19 protein-coding genes are annotated in these 18,339 nt (G+C 57.5%); 13 read left to right on the forward strand and 6 right to left on the reverse strand.

From position 1 onward, the window contains the following. The first annotated feature begins 199 nt into the window (after positions 1–199). The 12 genes from AAIE02_RS16910 (at position 200) to uxuR (ending at position 12,081) form a co-directional block, all read left to right on the forward strand. Positions 200–1,564, forward strand: a complete 1,365-nt coding sequence (locus AAIE02_RS16910; RefSeq protein WP_008460515.1) for a 2-hydroxycarboxylate transporter family protein — start codon at positions 200–202, stop codon at positions 1,562–1,564. A gap of 23 nt (positions 1,565–1,587) precedes the next feature. Beyond that, positions 1,588–2,457: a fumarylacetoacetate hydrolase family protein gene (locus tag AAIE02_RS16915; RefSeq protein ID WP_008460517.1), complete on the forward strand. Its 870-nt coding sequence runs from the start codon at positions 1,588–1,590 to the stop codon at positions 2,455–2,457. Between the two features lie 4 nt (positions 2,458–2,461). Continuing rightward, positions 2,462–3,505, forward strand: coding sequence for a [citrate (pro-3S)-lyase] ligase (gene citC / locus AAIE02_RS16920; RefSeq protein WP_336983899.1), 1,044 nt, complete (start codon positions 2,462–2,464; stop codon positions 3,503–3,505). A gap of 24 nt (positions 3,506–3,529) precedes the next feature. Further along, positions 3,530–3,823: a citrate lyase acyl carrier protein gene (gene citD / locus AAIE02_RS16925; RefSeq protein WP_008460521.1), complete on the forward strand. Its 294-nt coding sequence runs from the start codon at positions 3,530–3,532 to the stop codon at positions 3,821–3,823. After that, positions 3,820–4,695, forward strand: coding sequence for a citrate (pro-3S)-lyase subunit beta (gene citE / locus AAIE02_RS16930; protein WP_008460523.1), 876 nt, complete (start codon positions 3,820–3,822; stop codon positions 4,693–4,695). Before citD ends, citE begins: the two co-directional genes overlap by 4 nt. Before the next feature lie 10 nt (positions 4,696–4,705). Beyond that, on the forward strand, positions 4,706–6,238 hold the full coding sequence (citF, locus tag AAIE02_RS16935; RefSeq protein WP_498532925.1) for a citrate lyase subunit alpha: 1,533 nt from the start codon (positions 4,706–4,708) through the stop codon (positions 6,236–6,238). Then, positions 6,235–6,774, forward strand: coding sequence for a citrate lyase holo-[acyl-carrier protein] synthase (citX, locus tag AAIE02_RS16940; protein WP_008460526.1), 540 nt, complete (start codon positions 6,235–6,237; stop codon positions 6,772–6,774). The genes citF and citX overlap by 4 nt, the downstream gene beginning before the upstream one ends. After that, a complete protein-coding gene (citG, locus tag AAIE02_RS16945) occupies positions 6,752–7,597 on the forward strand; it encodes a triphosphoribosyl-dephospho-CoA synthase CitG (RefSeq protein ID WP_498532926.1) in 846 nt (281 codons plus the stop codon). Before citX ends, citG begins: the two co-directional genes overlap by 23 nt. An 86-nt stretch (positions 7,598–7,683) precedes the next feature. Then, entirely contained in the window at positions 7,684–8,715 is a 1,032-nt protein-coding gene (gene curA, locus AAIE02_RS16950; RefSeq protein WP_498532927.1) for an NADPH-dependent curcumin/dihydrocurcumin reductase, read from the forward strand. An 855-nt stretch (positions 8,716–9,570) separates the two neighbouring features. Then, complete coding sequence (cspE, locus tag AAIE02_RS16955; RefSeq protein ID WP_008459989.1) at positions 9,571–9,783, forward strand: transcription antiterminator/RNA stability regulator CspE; 213 nt, start codon at positions 9,571–9,573, stop codon at positions 9,781–9,783. A 256-nt stretch (positions 9,784–10,039) separates the two neighbouring features. Further along, complete coding sequence (gene uxuA / locus AAIE02_RS16960) at positions 10,040–11,224, forward strand: mannonate dehydratase (RefSeq protein ID WP_336983902.1); 1,185 nt, start codon at positions 10,040–10,042, stop codon at positions 11,222–11,224. Positions 11,225–11,298: 74 nt separating this feature from the next. After that, positions 11,299–12,081 (forward strand): Uxu operon transcriptional regulator, encoded by a 783-nt coding sequence (gene uxuR / locus AAIE02_RS16965; protein ID WP_166993406.1) that lies wholly within the window; start codon positions 11,299–11,301, stop codon positions 12,079–12,081. A gap of 12 nt (positions 12,082–12,093) precedes the next feature. Here uxuR and AAIE02_RS16970 read toward each other — a convergent pair whose 3' ends face one another. The 5 genes from AAIE02_RS16970 to AAIE02_RS16990 all read right to left on the reverse strand — a co-directional run bounded on the left by AAIE02_RS16970 (position 12,094) and on the right by AAIE02_RS16990 (position 15,775). Further along, complete coding sequence (locus AAIE02_RS16970) at positions 12,094–12,891, reverse strand: anti-sigma factor family protein (RefSeq protein ID WP_498532928.1); 798 nt, start codon at positions 12,889–12,891, stop codon at positions 12,094–12,096. After that, positions 12,888–13,436, reverse strand: a complete 549-nt coding sequence (locus AAIE02_RS16975; protein WP_008460002.1) for an RNA polymerase sigma factor — start codon at positions 13,434–13,436, stop codon at positions 12,888–12,890. Before AAIE02_RS16975 ends, AAIE02_RS16970 begins: the two co-directional genes overlap by 4 nt. After that, complete coding sequence (locus AAIE02_RS16980) at positions 13,414–13,866, reverse strand: tetratricopeptide repeat protein (RefSeq protein ID WP_442892452.1); 453 nt, start codon at positions 13,864–13,866, stop codon at positions 13,414–13,416. Before AAIE02_RS16980 ends, AAIE02_RS16975 begins: the two co-directional genes overlap by 23 nt. 100 nt (positions 13,867–13,966) lie before the next feature. Further along, complete coding sequence (locus tag AAIE02_RS16985) at positions 13,967–14,557, reverse strand: cytochrome b (RefSeq protein WP_166993412.1); 591 nt, start codon at positions 14,555–14,557, stop codon at positions 13,967–13,969. 123 nt (positions 14,558–14,680) lie between these two features. Further along, positions 14,681–15,775, reverse strand: a complete 1,095-nt coding sequence (locus AAIE02_RS16990) for an adenosylhomocysteinase (protein WP_498532988.1) — start codon at positions 15,773–15,775, stop codon at positions 14,681–14,683. Between the two features lie 221 nt (positions 15,776–15,996). Between AAIE02_RS16990 and AAIE02_RS16995 the strand changes: the two genes are divergently transcribed. Next, complete coding sequence (locus AAIE02_RS16995) at positions 15,997–16,581, forward strand: histidine phosphatase family protein (protein ID WP_498532929.1); 585 nt, start codon at positions 15,997–15,999, stop codon at positions 16,579–16,581. A 57-nt stretch (positions 16,582–16,638) separates the two neighbouring features. Here AAIE02_RS16995 and AAIE02_RS17000 read toward each other — a convergent pair whose 3' ends face one another. Continuing rightward, positions 16,639–18,312 (reverse strand): carbohydrate porin, encoded by a 1,674-nt coding sequence (locus AAIE02_RS17000; RefSeq protein ID WP_166993416.1) that lies wholly within the window; start codon positions 18,310–18,312, stop codon positions 16,639–16,641. Positions 18,313–18,339 lie beyond the last annotated feature (27 nt).

Here is an 18,339-nt window from a genome sequence, read left to right on the forward strand (position 1 = left end):
TCGTTAATTTCAGCCAATTTTTTTGCACTCTCTTAAGGTTTGTCTAAGCCGGGAATAAAAACCATAAAAACCACGAAGAAATAAAAACCATTAACGCCATAGATGCCTTTAAATTAACGGTTTTAATCTGCTACCCCTCACATTACAGGGGTATTTAATCTTTTAGTCTGCCCCGACAAATTAAAAAAAGGGGCTTGATATGAGCACGACCGATGATTCCTACAACATCATTCCTGAATCCATTGATATTAATAAGCCGACGCTCAAAGAGCGCTGGTGGCATATTCTCGACAGTTGGAAAGTGGGGATTATCCCGCTGCCGCTGTTTGTGCTGGCAGGGGCGCTGATCGCCATCGACTGCCTCGGCGGTAAACTGCCGAGCGATATCGTGGTGATGGTGGCGACGCTGGCCTTCTTCGGCTTTGCCTGCGGCGAATTTGGTAAACGCCTGCCGGTGATCGGCAAAATGGGTGCCGCCGCCATCTGCGCCACCTTCATCCCTTCCGCGCTGGTGTACTACGGCCTGCTGCCGGACGTGGTGGTGGAGTCCACCACCAAATTCTATAAATCCACCAACATCCTTTACCTCTACATCTGCTGCATCATCGTCGGCAGCATCATGAGCATGAACCGCACCACGTTAATTCAGGGCTTCCTGCGTATTTTCTTCCCGATGCTGTGTGGCGAAGTCGTGGGCATGATTGTTGGCATGGGCGTTGGTCTGGCGCTGGGCCTTGAGCCGTTCCAGATCTTCTTCTTCCTGATCCTGCCGATCATGGCCGGGGGCGTTGGGGAAGGGGCGATCCCGCTTTCCATCGGCTACGCCACGCTGCTGCATATGGATCAGGGCGTGGCGCTGGGCCGCATTCTGCCTATCGTGATGCTGGGCAGCCTGACGGCGATCGTTATCTCCGGCTGCCTGAATCAGCTGGGAAAACGCTTCCCGCACCTGACCGGCGAAGGTGAACTGATGCCGGGTAAAACCAACGGCGGTGAAAAAGAGCAAACCGCCGCCCTGTTCAACGGCAAAGCAGATGTGACCACTATCGCTTCCGGCGCGCTGCTGGCGGTGCTGCTCTACATGGTGGGTATGCTGCTGCACAAACTGATTGGCCTGCCGGCTCCGGTCGGGATGCTGTTTGTCGCGGTGCTGATCAAACTTTGCCACGGCGTTTCCCCACGCATGCTGGCGGGCTCGCAGGTGGTTTATAAATTCTTCCAGACCGCCGTGACCTATCCAATTCTGTTTGCCGTGGGCGTCGCCATTACGCCTTGGAATGAGCTGGTTGACGCTTTCACTATTACCAACCTGCTGGTCATCGTCAGTACCGTCAGCGCGCTGGTGGCGACCGGTTTCTTCGTCGGTAAAAAAATCGGTATGCATCCCATCGACGTGGCCATTGTGTCCTGTTGCCAGAGCGGGCAGGGCGGGACCGGCGACGTCGCCATTCTGACCGCCGGTAACCGCATGTCGCTGATGCCGTTCGCCCAGATTGCAACCCGCATTGGCGGGGCGATCAACGTCTCGGTGGCGCTGCTGGTGCTTGGCAACTTTCTTGTCTGACTTTTGATTAACCAGGAACTGTTATGAAACTCGCAAGTTATGTACTTCAGGGCCAGCGGAGCTACGGCGTGGTAACGCCGGAAGGCATCGTTGACCTGGGCCGCCGTTTAGGCTCGCGTTTTGCGGATTTAAAGGCTTTGCTGGCGGCAGACGCGGTGCATGAAGCGCTGGCGTTTGCCGGGCTGAAGGCCGATGTGGCGGCGTCAGACGTTCGCTGGCTGCCGGTCATCGAACGCCCGGAGAAAATTCTCTGCGTCGGCATGAACTACGCTGACAAGCGCAAAGAGTTCGACCAGCACAATCCGGCTCCAACCCTGTTTGTGCGCTTTGCAGACTCCCAGACCGGGCATGACTCCCCGGTGGTGAAACCGCATCACTCCAGCGAGTTCGACTATGAAGGCGAGCTGGCGGTGATCATCGGCAAAGGTGGGGTGAATATTTCTGCGGCGGATGCCCTGAACCACGTCGCGGGCTACAGCTGCTATATGGACGGGTCGGCGCGCGACTGGCAGCACACCTGGTTTACCGCCGGGAAAAACTGGCCGCAGACCGGGGCTTTTGGCCCGTGGATGACCACGTCGGATGAAATTCGCGATCCGCACGATCTGGCGATCCGCACCTGGCTGAACGGGCGCATGGTGCAGGAAGACAACACCAGCAGCATGATCCACAAGGTTGCCGAGCTTATCGAATACATCTCGACTTTTACCTCGCTCAGCGCGGGGGACGTGATCATCACCGGTTCTCCCGGTGGCGTCGGCAAAAAGCGCACGCCGCCGCTGTTCATGCAGCCGGGCGACCGCATTGAAGTTGAAATTGAGCGCATTGGCCATCTCAGCAACGTGATCGTTGCGGCCCGCGAGCCTCTGGCTTCCGGGGCGGTGGCGCACTAACGCTATGTTCCAGCCCAACCCCATCGAGTTCAGTACCGTCGATCCGCTGCGGCAGCCGCAGGCGCTGGCCGCCATTCGGGATCTGCTGGGGCGGAACCAGCTCGGGCTGGACGGCGACATTCAGCTGTTCGTCGTCGCCCTTTCAGGGGCAAAAATCGTCGGCTGTGCCGGGCTGGCGTGGCGCACCATCAAATGTGTGGCGGTGGATGAAGCCTGGCGTGGGGATAACCTTAGCGTGCGTTTACTGGGGGAAATCCAGCATATCGCGATGGAGCGCGGGCAGGCGCATTTGTTCCTGTTCACCCGCCCCTACAACCTCGACCGGTTTCGCCAGAGCGGCTTCTGGCCGCTGGTGCAGGTGGATGAGGCGGCGGTGCTGATGGAAAACACGCCCGTCGGCATCAGCCGCTACTGCGCCGGGTTGGAGAAACTGCGGCAACCGGGCAACCGGATCGGCGCCATTGTGATGAACGCTAACCCGTTCACTCTCGGCCACCGCTATCTGGCCGAGCAGGCGGCGCAGCGCTGCGACTGGCTGCATCTGTTTGTGGTACGCGAGGACGCTTCATTTTTTCCGTTCGAGGAGCGGTGGGAGATGGTTCGCCAGGGAGTGGCCCACTTGCCTAACGTGGTTGTGCATCCGGGGTCCGACTACCTGATCTCCCGCGCCACCTTTCCGGGCTATTTCCTGAAAGAGAGCGGGCTTATCGACAAAACCTGGAGCGCAATGGACCTGATGATTTTCCGTGACTACGTTGCCCCGGCGCTGGGCGTGACGCACCGCTTTGTCGGCAACGAACCGTTCTGCGCGGTGACCCGGGAATACAACCAGGCCATGCGCTACTGGCTGGAAGTGCACCGCCACCACAGCGCGGCGTCGATTCAGGTGATCGAGCTGCCGCGAAAATGCCATGCCGCCGGACGAGAGATTTCCGCCTCTGAAGTGCGAGCCTTACTCAAGAGCCAGCAAATGGCCCGCATCCGGGACATTGTCCCGGACAGTACCTTTAGCCATCTCCAGCGGCACTACGCGCGGGATGTGGCCTGAATTTTTTAACCAGGACAAAGCCTTATGAGAATCGTAAAGCAAGCCTTAGCCGGGACGCTGGAGTCCAGCGATCTGCTGGTGAGAGTCGCCCCCGCCGAAGGTGAGTTCAGCCTGATGATACACAGCGAAGTACAAAAGCAGTTCGGGGAGCAAATTCGTCGTGTGGCGGAGCAGACGCTCGCTCAGCTCGGCGTGAAAGAGGGGATTTTTATTCTGGAAGACAAGGGGGCACTGGACTGCGTGATCCGCGCCCGTTTGCAAAGCGCGGTGCTCCGTGCCGCCGATGCCGAACAGATTGACTGGGGAAAACTACAATGAAAAAACTCCGTCGCAGCATGTTGTTCCTCCCCGGCGCTAACGCCGCCATGCTCTCCACCGCTTTTATTTACCGCCCGGATTCGATCATGTTCGACCTGGAAGACGCCGTGGCGCTGCGTGAGAAAGACACCGCCCGCGTGCTGGTGTTTCACGCGCTGCAGCACCCGATGTACCGCGACATCGAAACCGTGGTTCGTATTAACCCGCTTAACACTCCGTTTGGCCTGGCCGATCTCGAGGCCGTCGTGCGCGCCGGAGTGGACGTGGTGCGCCTGCCAAAAACCGACACGCCGGAAGATATCTTCCTGCTGGAATCTCACCTCGAGCGCATTGAGCGTGAGTGTGGCCGAGAGCCAGGCTCCACCAAACTGATGGCGGCGATTGAATCCGCCGTCGGCGTGATCAACGCCGTCGCCATCGCACGTTCTTCCCCTCGTCTGATTGGTATTGCGCTGGCGGCGTTTGATTACGTGATGGATATGCAAACCGAGCGTGGCGACGGCACGGAGCTGTTCTATGCCCGCTGCGCGGTGCTGCATGCCGCGCGCGCCGCCGGGATTGACGCGTTCGACGTGGTTTGGTCTGACGTGAATAACGAGGCCGGGTTCCTGCGGGAAGTCGAGCTAATCCGCAAAATGGGCTTCAACGGTAAATCGCTGATCAACCCCCGGCAGATTGAGCTGCTGCATAACGCCTACGCGCCAACTCAGGACGAAGTCGATTATGCCCGCCGGGTGATTGCCGCCGCCGACGAAGGGGAGCGCAACGGCCTGGGCGTAGTGTCGCTCAACGGCAAGATGATCGACGCGCCAATCATTAACCATGCGCAGGTGGTGCTTGAGCGCGCCGCGGCTTCCGGCGTGCGCCGTTAAGGACAAAACAATGAGCAATATGACCGAACTTTTACACCTTGAGTATCCGCATCTGGCCCATCTGCGAAGCTTCGACGGGGCGCATCAAACCACGCCGTGGCTGGCGGATGCCGAAGCGAAGAAAACCCGTAAGCTTTGCGACACGCTGGAGCAGGCGATTGCCCAAAGCGGGCTGAAGGACGGCATGACCATCTCCTTCCACCATGCTTTCCGGGAAGGCGATCGGGTGATTAATCACGTGGTTGCCACGCTGGCTCGCCTTGGATTTAAAGATCTGACGCTGGCCTCAAGTTCGCTGATGACCTGCAACGAAGCGCTGATTGAGCCCATTCGTAACGGTGTGATCACCCGCATTTACACCTCCGGGATGCGCGGCAAGCTGGCGGAAGCGATCTCTCATGGCCTGATGGCCGAGCCGGTACAAATCCACTCCCACGGCGGGCGCGTGAAGCTGCTGCAGGACGGCGAGCTAAAAATCGACGTGGCGTTTCTCGGCGTGCCGTGCAGCGACGAATACGGCAATGCCAACGGCACCCACGGTAAATCCTGCTGCGGCTCGCTGGGCTACGCCAAAGTAGACGCCCATTTTGCCCGCAAAGTCGTGCTGTTAACCGAAGAGCTGGTGCCGTTCCCCAATATGCCCGCGAGCCTGATGCAGGATGAGGTGGACTACATCGTTCAGGTCGACACCGTGGGCGATCCGGCCAAAATCAGCGTCGGGGCAGCACGTGTCACCAGCAATCCCCGCGAGCTGATGATTGCCCGCACCGCAGCGGAAGTGATTGAACATTCGGGCTACTTCCGCCCCGGCTTCTCCATGCAGACCGGCTCCGGCGCGGCGGCCACCGCCTGCACGCGCTTTATGGAAGAAAAAATGGAGCGTAATGGCGTCGTCGCTCGCTTTGCCCTCGGGGGGATCACCGGCAGCCTGGTGGATCTCCATGAGAAAGGGCTGATCGAAAAACTGCTCGACACCCAGTGTTTTGACGGCCAGGCCGCCGCCTCTCTGGCGCGTAACCCGAACCACGTTGAGATCTCCACCAACGTTTATGCCAATCCCGGAGCGAAGGCCACGAGCTGCGATCAGCTTGATGTGGTGATCCTCAGCGCGCTGGAGATCGATATCGACTTTAACGTCAATGTGATCACCGGATCTGACGGCGTTATGCGCGGCGCATCCGGCGGACACTGCGACGTGGCGAGCGCGGCAAACCTGACTATCGTGGTTGCTCCGCTGCTTCGCACGCGCATTCCTACCGTTGTTAAAAGGGTGACCACGCGCGTTACGCCAGGTGAAAGCATTGATGTGCTGGTGACGGATCACGGCGTGGCGGTTAATCCGGCCCGGCCGGAGATCCGTGAACGGCTTGAGGGTGCGGGGATGAAGATCGTGAGCATAGAAGATCTTTACCAGCGCGCTATTTCCCTGACCGGCGAGCCGAAGCCGATCGAATTTACGCCGCGCATCGTCGGCGTGATCCGCTACCGCGACGGCAGCGTGATCGACGTGGTGCGTCAGGTCAAAGAGGAGTCAGCCCAATGAGTGAAACGCTTGTGGAAGCGGAAGGCGTTACCCTTGCAGCCCTGCTTGAGGCGAAAGAGCGGCGGGCGCACCGGCAGCAAGAGTGGCTGGTTAAGTACCGGCAGCCGGTGCTTTCCCTGACGCTGGTGACGCCCGGCCAGGTAAAGGACAGCATTCGCTACCGCAACTGCATGGCGGTAGCGCTGCAGGCCTGCGACCAGCTGCTGTGGGGCAACCGCTGGCCGGTGCTCGAGCGGCAGGTACTGTGGCTGCCGACCGGGGCCGAAGCGATGTGGAGCGTGGCGCATTCGGCCAGCGAACTTAAGGCGGCAACTGTCGGGCTGGAGCAAACCCATCCGCTCGGCAGGCTGTGGGATGCGGATGTGATTTGCCCCGACAATGGCCCGGTCGGGCGGACTTCGCTGGATTTGGCGGGCCGGCGCTGCCTGGTGTGCAACGAGCCCGCGCATGCCTGTGCACGCTCCCGCCGCCACCCCATGGATGAAGTGACCGCGCGCGTCGAGAGGCTGATAGATGGCTGGTTTGCCAGGGATTAAATCAAATACTGCCGCCGCCCCGGATGTGCCAGCCCTGGCGCGGCAGGCGCTGCTGGACGAGGTGTGGCTAACGCCAAAGCCGGGGCTGGTGGATGCCGCCAACAACGGCTCGCACCGGGACATGGATCTGCCAATGTTTCTCGGCAGCATTGCGGCCATTGGCCCCTGGTTCAGCACGTTCCACGCTTTAGGACGTGAACATGCCGGGCGAGGTGCCAGTGAGATGCTGCGGCTCATCCGTCCGGCGGGCATCGCCTGCGAACAGGCGATGTATCAGGCCACTCAGGGCGTGAATACGCACAAAGGTGGCGTGTTTTCGCTGGGGCTGCTTTCTACCGCCGCTGGCCGTCTGCAGGGGCAGGGCAAAGCGCTAACTGCATCGGCGGTGTGTTCCACCGTGAGCGAGATCTGCAGCGGGATTGTGGAAAGAGAACTGGTCGCGGCCCGGAAGGCTTCTTCCGTTGGCGAAAGGCTTTATCAGCAGTTTGGCCTGACCGGCGCACGCGGCGAGGCGGAAAGCGGATTCCTTACTGTGCGCCAGCATGTGCTGCCTTACTGGCAGGCGGAAAGCTGCCCGAAGCGCCGCCTGCTTGCGGCGATGTTGCGTCTTATGGCTGCTAATCCAGACACCAATCTTGTGTCGCGCGGCGGGCTAAACGGACTGCGCTATGTGCAGCGTTACGCTGCGCGCCTGATTCAGCAAGGCTGGCACGAGGACGATCTTCGGCAAATGGATGCCGATCTTATTGCCCGCAACCTCAGTCCCGGCGGGAGCGCGGATCTGCTGGCCGTCAGCGCTGTTTTAGCGGAAATTGCGGTGTGAAGGCAACGCAGCACGAATTTCATGCTAATGAGACCCGTTTTTGTCTAGTCTGAGGTTTTCACTCTTGATAATAAAAGGAGTACCTCATGGCTCAGACCGCAGAGAAAAACCGTCGCTTTGTGCTGGCGAAGCGCCCGCAGGGGATGCCGACCCGCGAAGATATCCATCTGGAAGAAGTGGCTGTTCCGACGCCGGGAAAAGGTGAAGTGCTGCTACGCACGCTTTTCCTCTCCCTCGATCCGTATATGCGCGGGCGCATGAGCGACGCCAAATCCTACTCGGCGCCGATTGCCATCGGTGAAGTTATTGTGGGGGGAACCGTCAGCCGCGTGGAAAGCTCTCAGCATCCTGATTACCAGCCGGGCGACCTGGTTCTGGCCGACTCTGGCTGGCAGGATTATTCACTTTCCAACGGGGAAGGCCTGCAGAAGCTGGAGAAAAACATGTCTCATCCTTCCTGGGCGCTGGGACTGCTTGGCATGCCGGGCTTTACCGGCTATATGGGGCTGACGGACATCGGTAACCCGCAGCCGGGTGAAACCGTGGTGGTTGCGGCAGCCAGCGGCGCGGTGGGTTCGGTTGTAGGGCAAACGGCTCGCCTTCGCGGGGCGAGAGTTATCGGCATTGCCGGCGGGGAAGATAAGTGCCGCTATGTGAAGGACACGCTGAAGTTTGATGAGTGCCTCGATCACCGTGTCAGTGATTTCGCTGAACAGCTCGCCAAAGCCTGCCCGAACGGCATCGACGTCTACTTTGAAAACGTCGGCGGGGCGGTGTTTGACGCCGTCTTCCCGCTGCTGAATACCAAAGCGCGTATCCCGGTTTGTGGCATGATCAGCCAGTACAACGGCAACAACAGCGCCTTTGAGCACGATCGTCTGCCGGAGCTAATGGCGACTATCCTGAAAAAACGTATGCGCGTGGAAGGGTTTATCATCAGCCAGGATTACGGTCATCGTTACCCGGAATTCTACAAACAGATGAGCGAGTGGATCGCCGCCGGAGAGATTGAGTTCCGCGAGGATATCGTGGACGGGCTGGAAAACACCGTGGAGGCGTTCCAGGGGCTGCTGGCCGGGAAGAACTTCGGCAAGCTGATTGTGAAGGTGGCGGAGTAAAGGGAGGACTCTGGCGGCAGAGTGTCGCCTCTTAGTCAAAATCTTTACGATTATGTAGAGTCGGCTAAGGTTCCGTTCACTTCCAGCCCTGTTTTATATGTAACCCGGCATAGGTGAACGTCTCAGGGGAGTCACCGTCACTCCCCTAAGAACCCGGACTCCCGGCCAAATAAATCGACCGCTGAAGCGGCAGACCTCCGTTTTATCTCCCAGTCCTGGGTCGCCTGAGATGCGTTCCCGACGCTCTCAGCCTCCGGCCGTTCCCGACGTCCGGACCCTGGCCAGTCGGAGAGAAAACGGAGGCGATTTAAGCCGGAACCGTGCCTCGCTTTATACCCGCAGCCACACGGGACGTTAACGTTGCTGCAAGTCTTACAGCCACGCCCTTGTTCCCGGCTCTCAGCGCCCCCGGTGATAGCCGGTGGGTTTACCGCTTCAGCGGCGATGAGCTCGCCGGGCGCCGGGGGTTGTCAGGGGGCATGGCGTAGTGCCCCCTGACACGTTCACTGTCTCTGTACCTGTAGGGTAAAAAGAGATACGGGTGAACGGAACTTAAGCCGCTCTCTTTATAGATAACTTGTGTGAACAGCCAACAGTTTCATGTCCCCCTTAAATGAGAATTTTTTTTATTTCCCTGCTGTACTTGCTAAATGACGGCGGACGTGAGAGATTAGCACCCGGTTTGGAACACAGACCTTATGAAAGCAGTTTTAGTAAAGCAGTCCTCAGTTCAAGCGCTATCTTAGATATCCCTTCTTCTCGAGTCTCCTCCTAAGTGCCCGAATAAGTCCAACTCTGCTGAACAGACCATGTTCGCCGCGTTTAGTGGCTCAAGAAACTGAAAAGGTAATATCTATGTCTAACAAAATGACTGGGTTAGTAAAATGGTTCAACGCTGAGAAAGGTTTCGGCTTCATCTCTCCTACCGATGGCAGCAAAGATGTATTCGTACACTTCTCTGCAATCCAGAGCGACAGCTTCAAAACCCTCGACGAAGGCCAGAAAGTTGAGTTCTCTATCGAGAACGGCGCTAAAGGCCCAGCTGCTGCTAACGTTGTTGCGCTGTAATCCAGCCTGACGTTTCAGAAGTGAAGAAACCCGCTACGGCGGGTTTTTTTGTGCCCGCAGTTTGTAGATGTCTGATATCTTTTGCCCTCTCCTGCCTAATGTTGTGTGTTAAATTGTGATTTTGGTTAACCAATTATCCCTTCCTGATTGACACGCTTGCCGAATTGGCCGAACTTATACGTTATCTTATGCACCAAAAGAGGTGCTTAATCATCAGTGTGTACTGGTCAACCAATTTGAGTTGTGAGGGGATATTATGAAGCAAACCTGGCGCTGGTATGGTCCAAACGATCCGGTCAGTCTGGCCGACGCCCGGCAGGCGGGGGCGACAGGGATCGTCACCGCGCTGCACCACATTCCGAACGGTGAAGTGTGGCCGGTCGAAGAAATACTGAAACGCAAAGCCGTGGTGGAGGCCGCCGGGCTGGTCTGGTCGGTGGTGGAAAGCGTGCCTATCCACGAAGAGATCAAAACCCATCGCGGGCAGTACGATTTGTGGATCGGCAATTACTGCCAAAGTCTGCGTAACCTGGCGGAATGCGGTATCTACACCGTGTGCTACAACTTCATGCCGGTGCTGGACTGGACGCGCACCGATCTCGAATACCCGCTGCCGGACGGTTCCAAAGCGCTGCGCTTTGACCAAATCGAATTCGCCGCGTTTGAGCTGCATATTCTGAAGCGCAAAGGGGCTGAAGCTGACTACAGCGCGGAAGAAATCGAACAGGCAAACCGACGCTTCGCGGAAATGCGCGAGGATGAAAAAGCGCGGCTGACTCGCAACATCATCGCTGGCCTTCCTGGCGCAGAAGAAGGCTACACGCTCGACCAGTTCCGCGCCCAACTGGACACCTACCAGGATATCGATAAAGCGAAACTTCGCGAAAACTTTGCCTACTTCCTTGAGGCAATTATCCCGGTTGCGGAGCAGGTTGGCATCAAAATGGCGGTTCACCCGGACGATCCTCCGCGTCCCATCCTTGGCCTGCCGCGCATTGTTTCAACTGTGGAGGATATGCAGTGGATGGTGGAGGCGGTGAACAGTCCGGCGAATGGCTTCACGATGTGTACCGGCTCTTACGGCGTGCGGGCCGATAACGACCTGGTCGGCATGATTAAACGCTTTGGGCCTCGTATCTACTTCACGCACCTGCGCTCAACGCTGCGGGAAGAAAACCCTAAAACCTTCCACGAGGCCGCACACCTTTATGGTGACGTGGATATGTATGAAGTGGTGAAAGCCATTGTGGAAGAGGAGCAGCGCCGGAAAGAAGCAGGGCAAAGTGAACTGATTCCGATGCGCCCGGATCACGGCCATCAAATGCTGGATGACCTGAATAAAAAGGTGAATCCAGGCTATTCGGCGATTGGCCGCCTGAAAGGGTTGGCCGAAGTGCGTGGCGTTGAGATGGCCATCCAGCGCGCGTTCTTTGGTAAATAGCCCTCACTGGGCCAGGGAATGGGTCAACCAGTTATGCTATAGTCCGGCTCATTCCCTACCTGCCGTGAGTAAAGATGAAACCGCAAATCCAGGACAAACCTGCCGCGCAGCCGCAGCGGCCTTATCAGGAAGTGGGCGTGATGCTGCGCGACATGATTGCGCGACAGCAATACGCCCTGGGGGATCGTCTTCCGCCCGAGCGTGAAATCGCGGCGCTGCTGTCGGTGAGCCGGACCGTGGTGCGTGAAGCGCTGATCATGCTGGAGATTGAAGGGCTGGTGGAAGTCCGCCGTGGGGCGGGTATTTTTGTGGTTGCCATGCCGGATAAACTTGTTAACCCTCCCGTTAGCACGAGCCAGTGCAACGATGCCGGGCCGTTTGAGCTATTGCAGGCGCGTCAGCTACTGGAAAGCAATATCGCGGAGTTTGCCGCCCAGCAGGCCACACGGGAAGATATTCTCAAAATGCGTCAGGCCTTGCAGGTAGAAGAGCAGGAACTGGCTGCCGGGGATAACGAAAGCGGCGACAGGCAGTTCCATCTTGCCGTGGCCGAGGCCACCCACAACAGCATGCTGGTGGAGTTGTTTAAGCAGTCCTGGCAGTGGCGTGAAAACAACCCGATGTGGATCCAGCTGCACAGTCATCTGGAGAACAACCACTATCGGCAAGAGTGGCTCGCCGACCATAAACAAATCCTTGCGGCGCTGATCAAGAAAGACGCCAAAGCGGCCAAACACGCGATGTGGCAGCACCTGGAAAACGTCAAAAACCGGCTGCTGGAACTGTCCGACGTCGATGATATTAACTTCGACGGATATTTGTTCGAGTCCTGGCCGCTGAACGAGCCTGGGCGTTAACCCGGGCTTATTTCACGCGAACTGCCGCTGCAGCAGCTCGCCGCTTTGCTGTAAATCCTGCTGCGGGTTGCGGCCTATCAGCACATATTCATACCCCTTACTGCGCCACCAGACCAGGTTAAGGCCGCGGCGGACTTCGTGCTTCAGCGTAGGGCTGTCGGCTGCCTTGCTGCGGGAAATACACAGCGCCATCGGCCCGTAGCTGGCGTGCAGGTAGGCCATCTGCGCGATGGAGGTGCTGTCGTAGCGCAGCATCCTGACGCTTTTTAGCTCGGCTTCCGGCAGCTCAACTTCACCTTGCTGCAGCCTGAGGCCGATATCCTGCTGCATGCGGTTCAGGCCGTTTTGCAGCGCCTGAGGCGTGACGTTGATGTCCGCCAGCGTTTCGGCGCTGTAAAGCGACATGTACTGCGCAATCAGGTCGCGAATTTCTGGCTCGCCGCTAAGTTTTTGCTCGCCGGGACGAATAAAGCGCCCGGCCAGCACGCCGACGGCGAGGAAGCTGAGGGAGGCGGCGATCAGGCTGCGGCGGCTAACGCCTTGTGTTTGCGGCTTCATGTTCACCGGCTGATGCAGCAGCACGTTGAGTTTGGCCTGCATTCTATCGACTGGCGCTTCTTCCAAAAGTGGGGCAAAAGCCTGTTCCAGCGGCAGATGGCTTTGCATGAGCGGCTCAACGCGCGCGGCCAGATCGGCGACGTTATTCAACTGCTGCTCAAAGACGTGGCGTTCATCCTCGCGCATTTCGCCGTCCAGCCAGGCCACGATAGCCTCATCGCTCCACGGAGCGGAGAAGGATTGACGCGTCATTGGAGCTCCTTCTTCATCGTCGGCATCAGGTGCCTGGCCAGCGTCAGGCGCGCGGCGGCCAGGCGGCTCATCACGGTGCCAATGGGAATGGCCAGCGTGTCGGCTGCTTCCTGATAGGTAAAGCCCTCGACATACACTAAAAACACGGTATTGCGCTGGGCTTCAGGTAGCTCGCTAACCTGCTGCAGCAGCGCGTGATACTGGTGCTTGTCTTCGGTATTTTCGCTGTCTGCCAGCTGGCTCAGTTCGTCGCTGTCGACAAAGCCCTGGCCCTGGCGAACGCGCAGGGCGCGAATTTCGTTGATCCAGATAGAGTACAAAATCGCAAACAGCCAGCGGTCTATCCGCGTCCCGGACTGAAACTGACTGCAGCGCTCTAAAGCGCGCACGCAGGTGGACTGAACCAAATCTTCAGCCACATCACGATTGCGGGACAGCACCATGCCGTAACGCCAGAGGCGGGCAAGGTGCTGGGCCAGCTGTAAACGAACTTCGTTGACGGTGATTTTTATGCCCTCAGCCTTAGGACTCCGGGTGCCCGTCAATGGCGGCTTTTAAATCGCGATACTCCTCGCAGCCGGTTCCGCAGAGCGTTTTAATGGTCGCTAACTGGGCTTTCGCCAGGTCAGGGCGGCCCTTAATCATCCACGCTTCGCCAAGATATTCGCGCACTTTGGCATAGTGCGGATCCAGGGCGATGGAGCGCTGATAATAGCCGATTCCTTCGTCGGTGCGCCCCAATTTTCTTGTGGCGTAGCCCCGGTAGTTCCAGGCTTCACGCGTGTTGGGCTGCTGCAGGGTATCCAGCAGGTTTAACGCCTCCTGATACCGGCCTGATTTTGCCAGATGGTAAGCATATTGCGTCTTGTCGCTGTCGCTTAACATGCTGCTCTTTTCCACGGTACAGGTTTTGGTTTTGCTGTCGTACACCTGGCCTTTCGGGCAGTCCGGCGTTTTGGCATCATCGTCGCCCATGGCGCTGGCGGTGGCGGAGTAGAAAAGTCCGCTGGTCACGAGGCACAGCAAAGGCAGCAGTTTACGAGTTGAAGGCATGTTCATGGTGTCGTCCTGTAGGTTAACGAGAGTGGCCTTTGCAGGCGGGGAGCATGCGGCGCAGCGTGCCGTCACGCAGAACATAGTGGTGGATCAGGGCGGCGACAGCATGCGCGCCCGCCAGCAGGATCAGCGCCCAGGCCACGTTGTTGTGCAGCATCGCCAGGGTATGGCGCAGCGTCGGATCGATGTTAAACACGTCCGGGACTTCAAACAGGTTGAAGAACCAGAAGGGTTCGCCCTGCGCCCAGCGGAACAGGAAGCCAAGCGTGACCTGAGTCAGCAACAGGATGTAAAGCACGCCGTGCGTGGCATGGGCGGCAAGGCGGAATGCGCCCGGCATCGGCACTTTCTCCAGCTTTCGCGACGGCGAAAAAGCGGCGCTGATGCGCCAGATTAGCCGGACGACCATCACCGCCCCAAGCAAAATGCCGAACGAAATGTGTAGCGATTGCAGGCCTTTGCGAAGCGGAGTGCCGCGCTCAAGCACTTCCCAGACGTGCGCGCTGGCAAACAGAAATATCACGCAGAAGGCGGTTAGCCAGTGGAGGGCCATGCTAAAGGCGTCGTAGCGCTTGTGAGGCGGCGTAGCTTCGGGGGGCAGGTAACTCATGATTGTCTCTTCCTCAGGTTCTTGTAAGGAGTAAACAATCGGGGTGGGGAAATTATTCGGCGAAAACGAAAAAAAAGTCAGGTGCTCCGCAGAGGCCTGACTTGATCGGGGCTGGAGGGCAGCTTAAAGGGCTTTTTCCCACATGGACTGCGGCAGTAAATAAACCGCTTTTTCAGCGTGCTGGCCGTCGGTCACGATGTGTTTGATGCCGCTTGCCATGACGGCCAGCGTCACGTCGAAGGCGTTCAGGCTGTCGCCGAAGCCGGCGGTCAGGTTCAGCATTGAGCCGTTCGCCATCAGATAAAGCGTTTTGCCGTTAAGCTGGTACGCGTTGATAAACGGCATCACTTCTTCGGTCGGATATTGCTGCAGGTAGCCGCAGTCGATCTCTTCCGCAACGTGGCCCACGTTCAGCACAAACACGCCGTCTTTGGCTTTATCCAGTACCGCTGCGCTGACGACTTTTTTCGCCCCGGTGGCGGTGGCGACAACGTCAGTGGTAGCAATCACGTCATGAATATCAACCACGTGCCAGCCGTCATAGGCGGCCTGCAGGCGGCGGGCCGGATCTAACTCGGCAACCATCACCTGGCCACCGTAGGCTTTGGCGGCGGCAGCAACGCCCTGGCCCACCAGGCCATAGCCAATCACCAGCACTTTCTTTTCGTGCAGGGTGAGGTGAGTGGTCTGGAAGAAGGTCTGCCAGGCGGTGAGGCCAACCATGTGGCGGTTATGCAGGCCTTCTTTTACCGGCAGATCGTCCCAGTTAAAGATCGGGTAGCCAGGGCGGAGATCCGCGAGGCGGTTGACCCCGGAGCCGGTTGCTTCCAGGCAGGCAACCACGTCGCCAAACTCGCCACGCTGATGCAGCAGCGTGGTGATGTCCGCTCCCATTTCGCACAGATGCGTTGGGCGCCAGGCGATGGCTTTTTCCCACGAGTCGCGCCAGTCGGCGTCGTTCATATTGCGCCATGCGCTGGCTTCCGCCCCGGCGGCGACCAGGTAAGCGACAACGTCATCCTGTACGGTGGTTGGGTTGCAGGTGGTGAGGAAGACTTTGGCATTTTTCTTCAGCAGGCCTTCAACCAGCGGGATCATTTTCAGGTCGAGATGCATATTGCAGGCGATGCGAACGTGGCTTAAGTCGGGCAGCGCCTGAACCTGTTTGAGGGTGCGAACCATGTGGCGAGTAGACCACGCAATCTCTTTGTTAAACATCTCGTTCTGGGTGCTCACGTCTTTTCCTTATTAATTGTTTTTACTGATTTTTATAGAATATATCATCACGTTAACGGACGTCAGAATAGCAAAACGATGGCCGGTTGTTAATCGCTGAACCCGGCGCGGCAGGCGTGACGTCTGCTTACCAATGTTTTGTTTTTTTCCTCGGTTTCTTCTCTATAGTAAAAGTTTCATTCCCTGATAAAAACGAGAAAAACATGATCAAAAAAGCGCTTGTTATGTTGCTGAGCAGTGCCTTCTTGACCCCGATGATAGCGAATGCCGACAGCACGATAGTCTTCCTGCGCCACGGTGAGAAACCGGCTAACAATAGCGGGCAGCTCACCTGCAAAGGGCTGAATCGCGCGCTGCAATTGCCGTCGGTTCTGCTGAGCCAGTACGGCAAACCGGATGCCATCTACGCCGCCGCGCCGAAAGAGAACAAAACCGGCAGCTCGCTGCGCCCGTTAACCACCATCACGCCGACCGCGATCCGCCTTTCTCAGGCCATCGACCTGCACTACCACGCGGAGCAGACGGATGAGCTGGCGGATGATTTACTGAAAACTCAGAGCAGCGGCCGCCTGACTTTTGTCTCGTGGGAGCACAAAAACCTGGTGATCGCGGCGCAAAAGCTGGTGAAGACAACCGGCGGCGACCCAACCGTGGTGCCAAAATGGCCGGGCAGCGATTTTGATTCGCTGTACATCATCAAACTGGACGATCAAAAGCGATTTAAATCTTTCACCCACGGGGCTGAAGGGCTGAATAACGTGCCGGACAGCTGCGCGGGCGCGAGCTGACAGAAAAGAAAAACCCGTCTGGAAGACGGGTTTTTTTATGCACTTAGCCAAAGAGGATTACCACCACACTTCAGCCTGAACGCCAGCCATAAACTCGTTCTTGCTGTTTTCGTTAAAGCGGAAGTTTGACAGCTCGTTGTCCAGAATATTCAGGTATGTGCCGTAGAAACGAATTTCAGGACGCGAGCCGAGCAGGCTTGGGCCAACCTTCAGAGCGTGATAGAGCGTGGTTTTGTAGCCCGACTCTTTCAGATTTACGCCCTGTTCGGTTTTGTTTTTCTGGGTAAACCAGCTCAGCTCCAGGCCGGTCTGGTTCCAGGTATCCCAAATCCACGCCGGGCGAATCACGGCCCGAATGCTGCTGAAGTCGCTGTGGGCGCCGCTCTCATAGCTATAAACATCGCTACCTTGGGAGTAAACCAGCGCGTTAGCCATGATGATCCTGTCCGCGAGGTACATTTCCCCCTGCGAAATCAGACGCCAGGCCACGCCGTCCGTCTGGTCGCCGTAGTAATATCGGCCCGGTGCCATGGAGTTGCTGGCTCCCGAGAAGTTTGCGAAGCTGCTGGCATAAGAGTTATTGGCCACCTGCAGGGTAAACTCGTTGAAGGTGTCGCGCGGCAGATCCTGGCGCACAATGGCCGTCGCCATCCAGGTGTCCTTCAGTTTAAAGAAGGAGCCGTTATTTTCGTTGTCCTTCTGGTCGTCAGTTTTATTGGCAAAGGCGTATTTGCCCATCAGCGACAGCGAGCCTTTTTCCCACAGCGGAATGTTGCGGTAGCGCAGGTCAACCGAGTTGGTGTTCATCTGCGTGGTGTGGCTGAAGTCGCGGGAATAAACGTCGACGTCGTTGCGGCTGAGGGAGGCGTCAAGCTGGCCGACGCCCAGGTTCCAGTTTTGGATCCCGACGGCCGCCGCCACCTGGGTGGTTAAGGATTTCCAGTCGAGCATCTGGATTTCGTACTCAGGCAGCTTGTGCTTCCCGACCCAGAAGTCTGCTTCCGGCGCAAACGGCAGGAAGCCTCTGGTGGTCAGGAAAATATCGCTGAACTGCATGATGTTTTCGTTGCCATTGTTGTCGCCAAACCAGGCGTCGTTATACTGCTCCCCGACGTTACCGTCGTAGGTCACGATGGCGTTGGCGGTTTTGCCGTCCTGGTTGTAGACGCGCTGGTTCAGCGTTAAGTCGAACCAGCCGCTCATTTCGTTGCCGAAACGACCCAGCGACCCGGCGGCGTAGGTTTGAGCCGACCCGCGATTGGCCGCTGCCCAGCCGGAACGGAAATAACCTTCGTAGCTAAAGCCAATATCATCTTTAATGTATTTACTGATGTCTTTCAGGGTAACGTTTTCTACGGTAGTCTTGCCACCTTCGTTATTGACCACGGCCACTTTTTGCGTGCCTTTCACCGGCGTTGGTGCCGGCTTAGTATCGAGATGATTATTTTCATTCTCGATGTTGTCGGCTACCGGAGAATAAACCGTCTGATTGACCGGGGCCGGGCCAGACTGCACGTTGTTACCGGCTGGCTGCAGTTGGGCGACCTTATCTTTATATATGGCCAATTCTTTCTGCGTTTTATTTAATTCTGATTTGTTTTCTGATAATTGTCTTTCAAGTAATTCCAGACGCTGCTCTACCGTTAATTTTGCTGCCATTACGTGGGTTGAGGATAACGCCAGAAGGATGGATGAAGACAATAAGCTAACCTTCAATAAATTTGAATTCATAGAATGTCCCAGAAGTATAATTATTAT

Source organism: Cedecea sp. Ae19-4, from assembly GCF_059801165.1.

Coding starts and splice junctions, on each gene's coding strand:
- AAIE02_RS16910 (WP_008460515.1), top strand. CDS start 200: ATGAGCACGACCGATGATTCCTACAACATCATTCCTGAATCCATTGAT.
- AAIE02_RS16915 (WP_008460517.1), top strand. CDS start 1,588: ATGAAACTCGCAAGTTATGTACTTCAGGGCCAGCGGAGCTACGGCGTG.
- citC (WP_336983899.1), top strand. CDS start 2,462: ATGTTCCAGCCCAACCCCATCGAGTTCAGTACCGTCGATCCGCTGCGG.
- citD (WP_008460521.1), top strand. CDS start 3,530: ATGAGAATCGTAAAGCAAGCCTTAGCCGGGACGCTGGAGTCCAGCGAT.
- citE (WP_008460523.1), top strand. CDS start 3,820: ATGAAAAAACTCCGTCGCAGCATGTTGTTCCTCCCCGGCGCTAACGCC.
- citF (WP_498532925.1), top strand. CDS start 4,706: ATGAGCAATATGACCGAACTTTTACACCTTGAGTATCCGCATCTGGCC.
- citX (WP_008460526.1), top strand. CDS start 6,235: ATGAGTGAAACGCTTGTGGAAGCGGAAGGCGTTACCCTTGCAGCCCTG.
- citG (WP_498532926.1), top strand. CDS start 6,752: ATGGCTGGTTTGCCAGGGATTAAATCAAATACTGCCGCCGCCCCGGAT.
- curA (WP_498532927.1), top strand. CDS start 7,684: ATGGCTCAGACCGCAGAGAAAAACCGTCGCTTTGTGCTGGCGAAGCGC.
- cspE (WP_008459989.1), top strand. CDS start 9,571: ATGTCTAACAAAATGACTGGGTTAGTAAAATGGTTCAACGCTGAGAAA.
- uxuA (WP_336983902.1), top strand. CDS start 10,040: ATGAAGCAAACCTGGCGCTGGTATGGTCCAAACGATCCGGTCAGTCTG.
- uxuR (WP_166993406.1), top strand. CDS start 11,299: ATGAAACCGCAAATCCAGGACAAACCTGCCGCGCAGCCGCAGCGGCCT.
- AAIE02_RS16970 (WP_498532928.1), bottom strand. CDS start 12,891: ATGACGCGTCAATCCTTCTCCGCTCCGTGGAGCGATGAGGCTATCGTG.
- AAIE02_RS16980 (WP_442892452.1), bottom strand. CDS start 13,866: ATGGGCGACGATGATGCCAAAACGCCGGACTGCCCGAAAGGCCAGGTG.
- AAIE02_RS16985 (WP_166993412.1), bottom strand. CDS start 14,557: ATGAGTTACCTGCCCCCCGAAGCTACGCCGCCTCACAAGCGCTACGAC.
- AAIE02_RS16990 (WP_498532988.1), bottom strand. CDS start 15,775: ATGTTTAACAAAGAGATTGCGTGGTCTACTCGCCACATGGTTCGCACC.
- AAIE02_RS16995 (WP_498532929.1), top strand. CDS start 15,997: ATGATCAAAAAAGCGCTTGTTATGTTGCTGAGCAGTGCCTTCTTGACC.
- AAIE02_RS17000 (WP_166993416.1), bottom strand. CDS start 18,312: ATGAATTCAAATTTATTGAAGGTTAGCTTATTGTCTTCATCCATCCTT.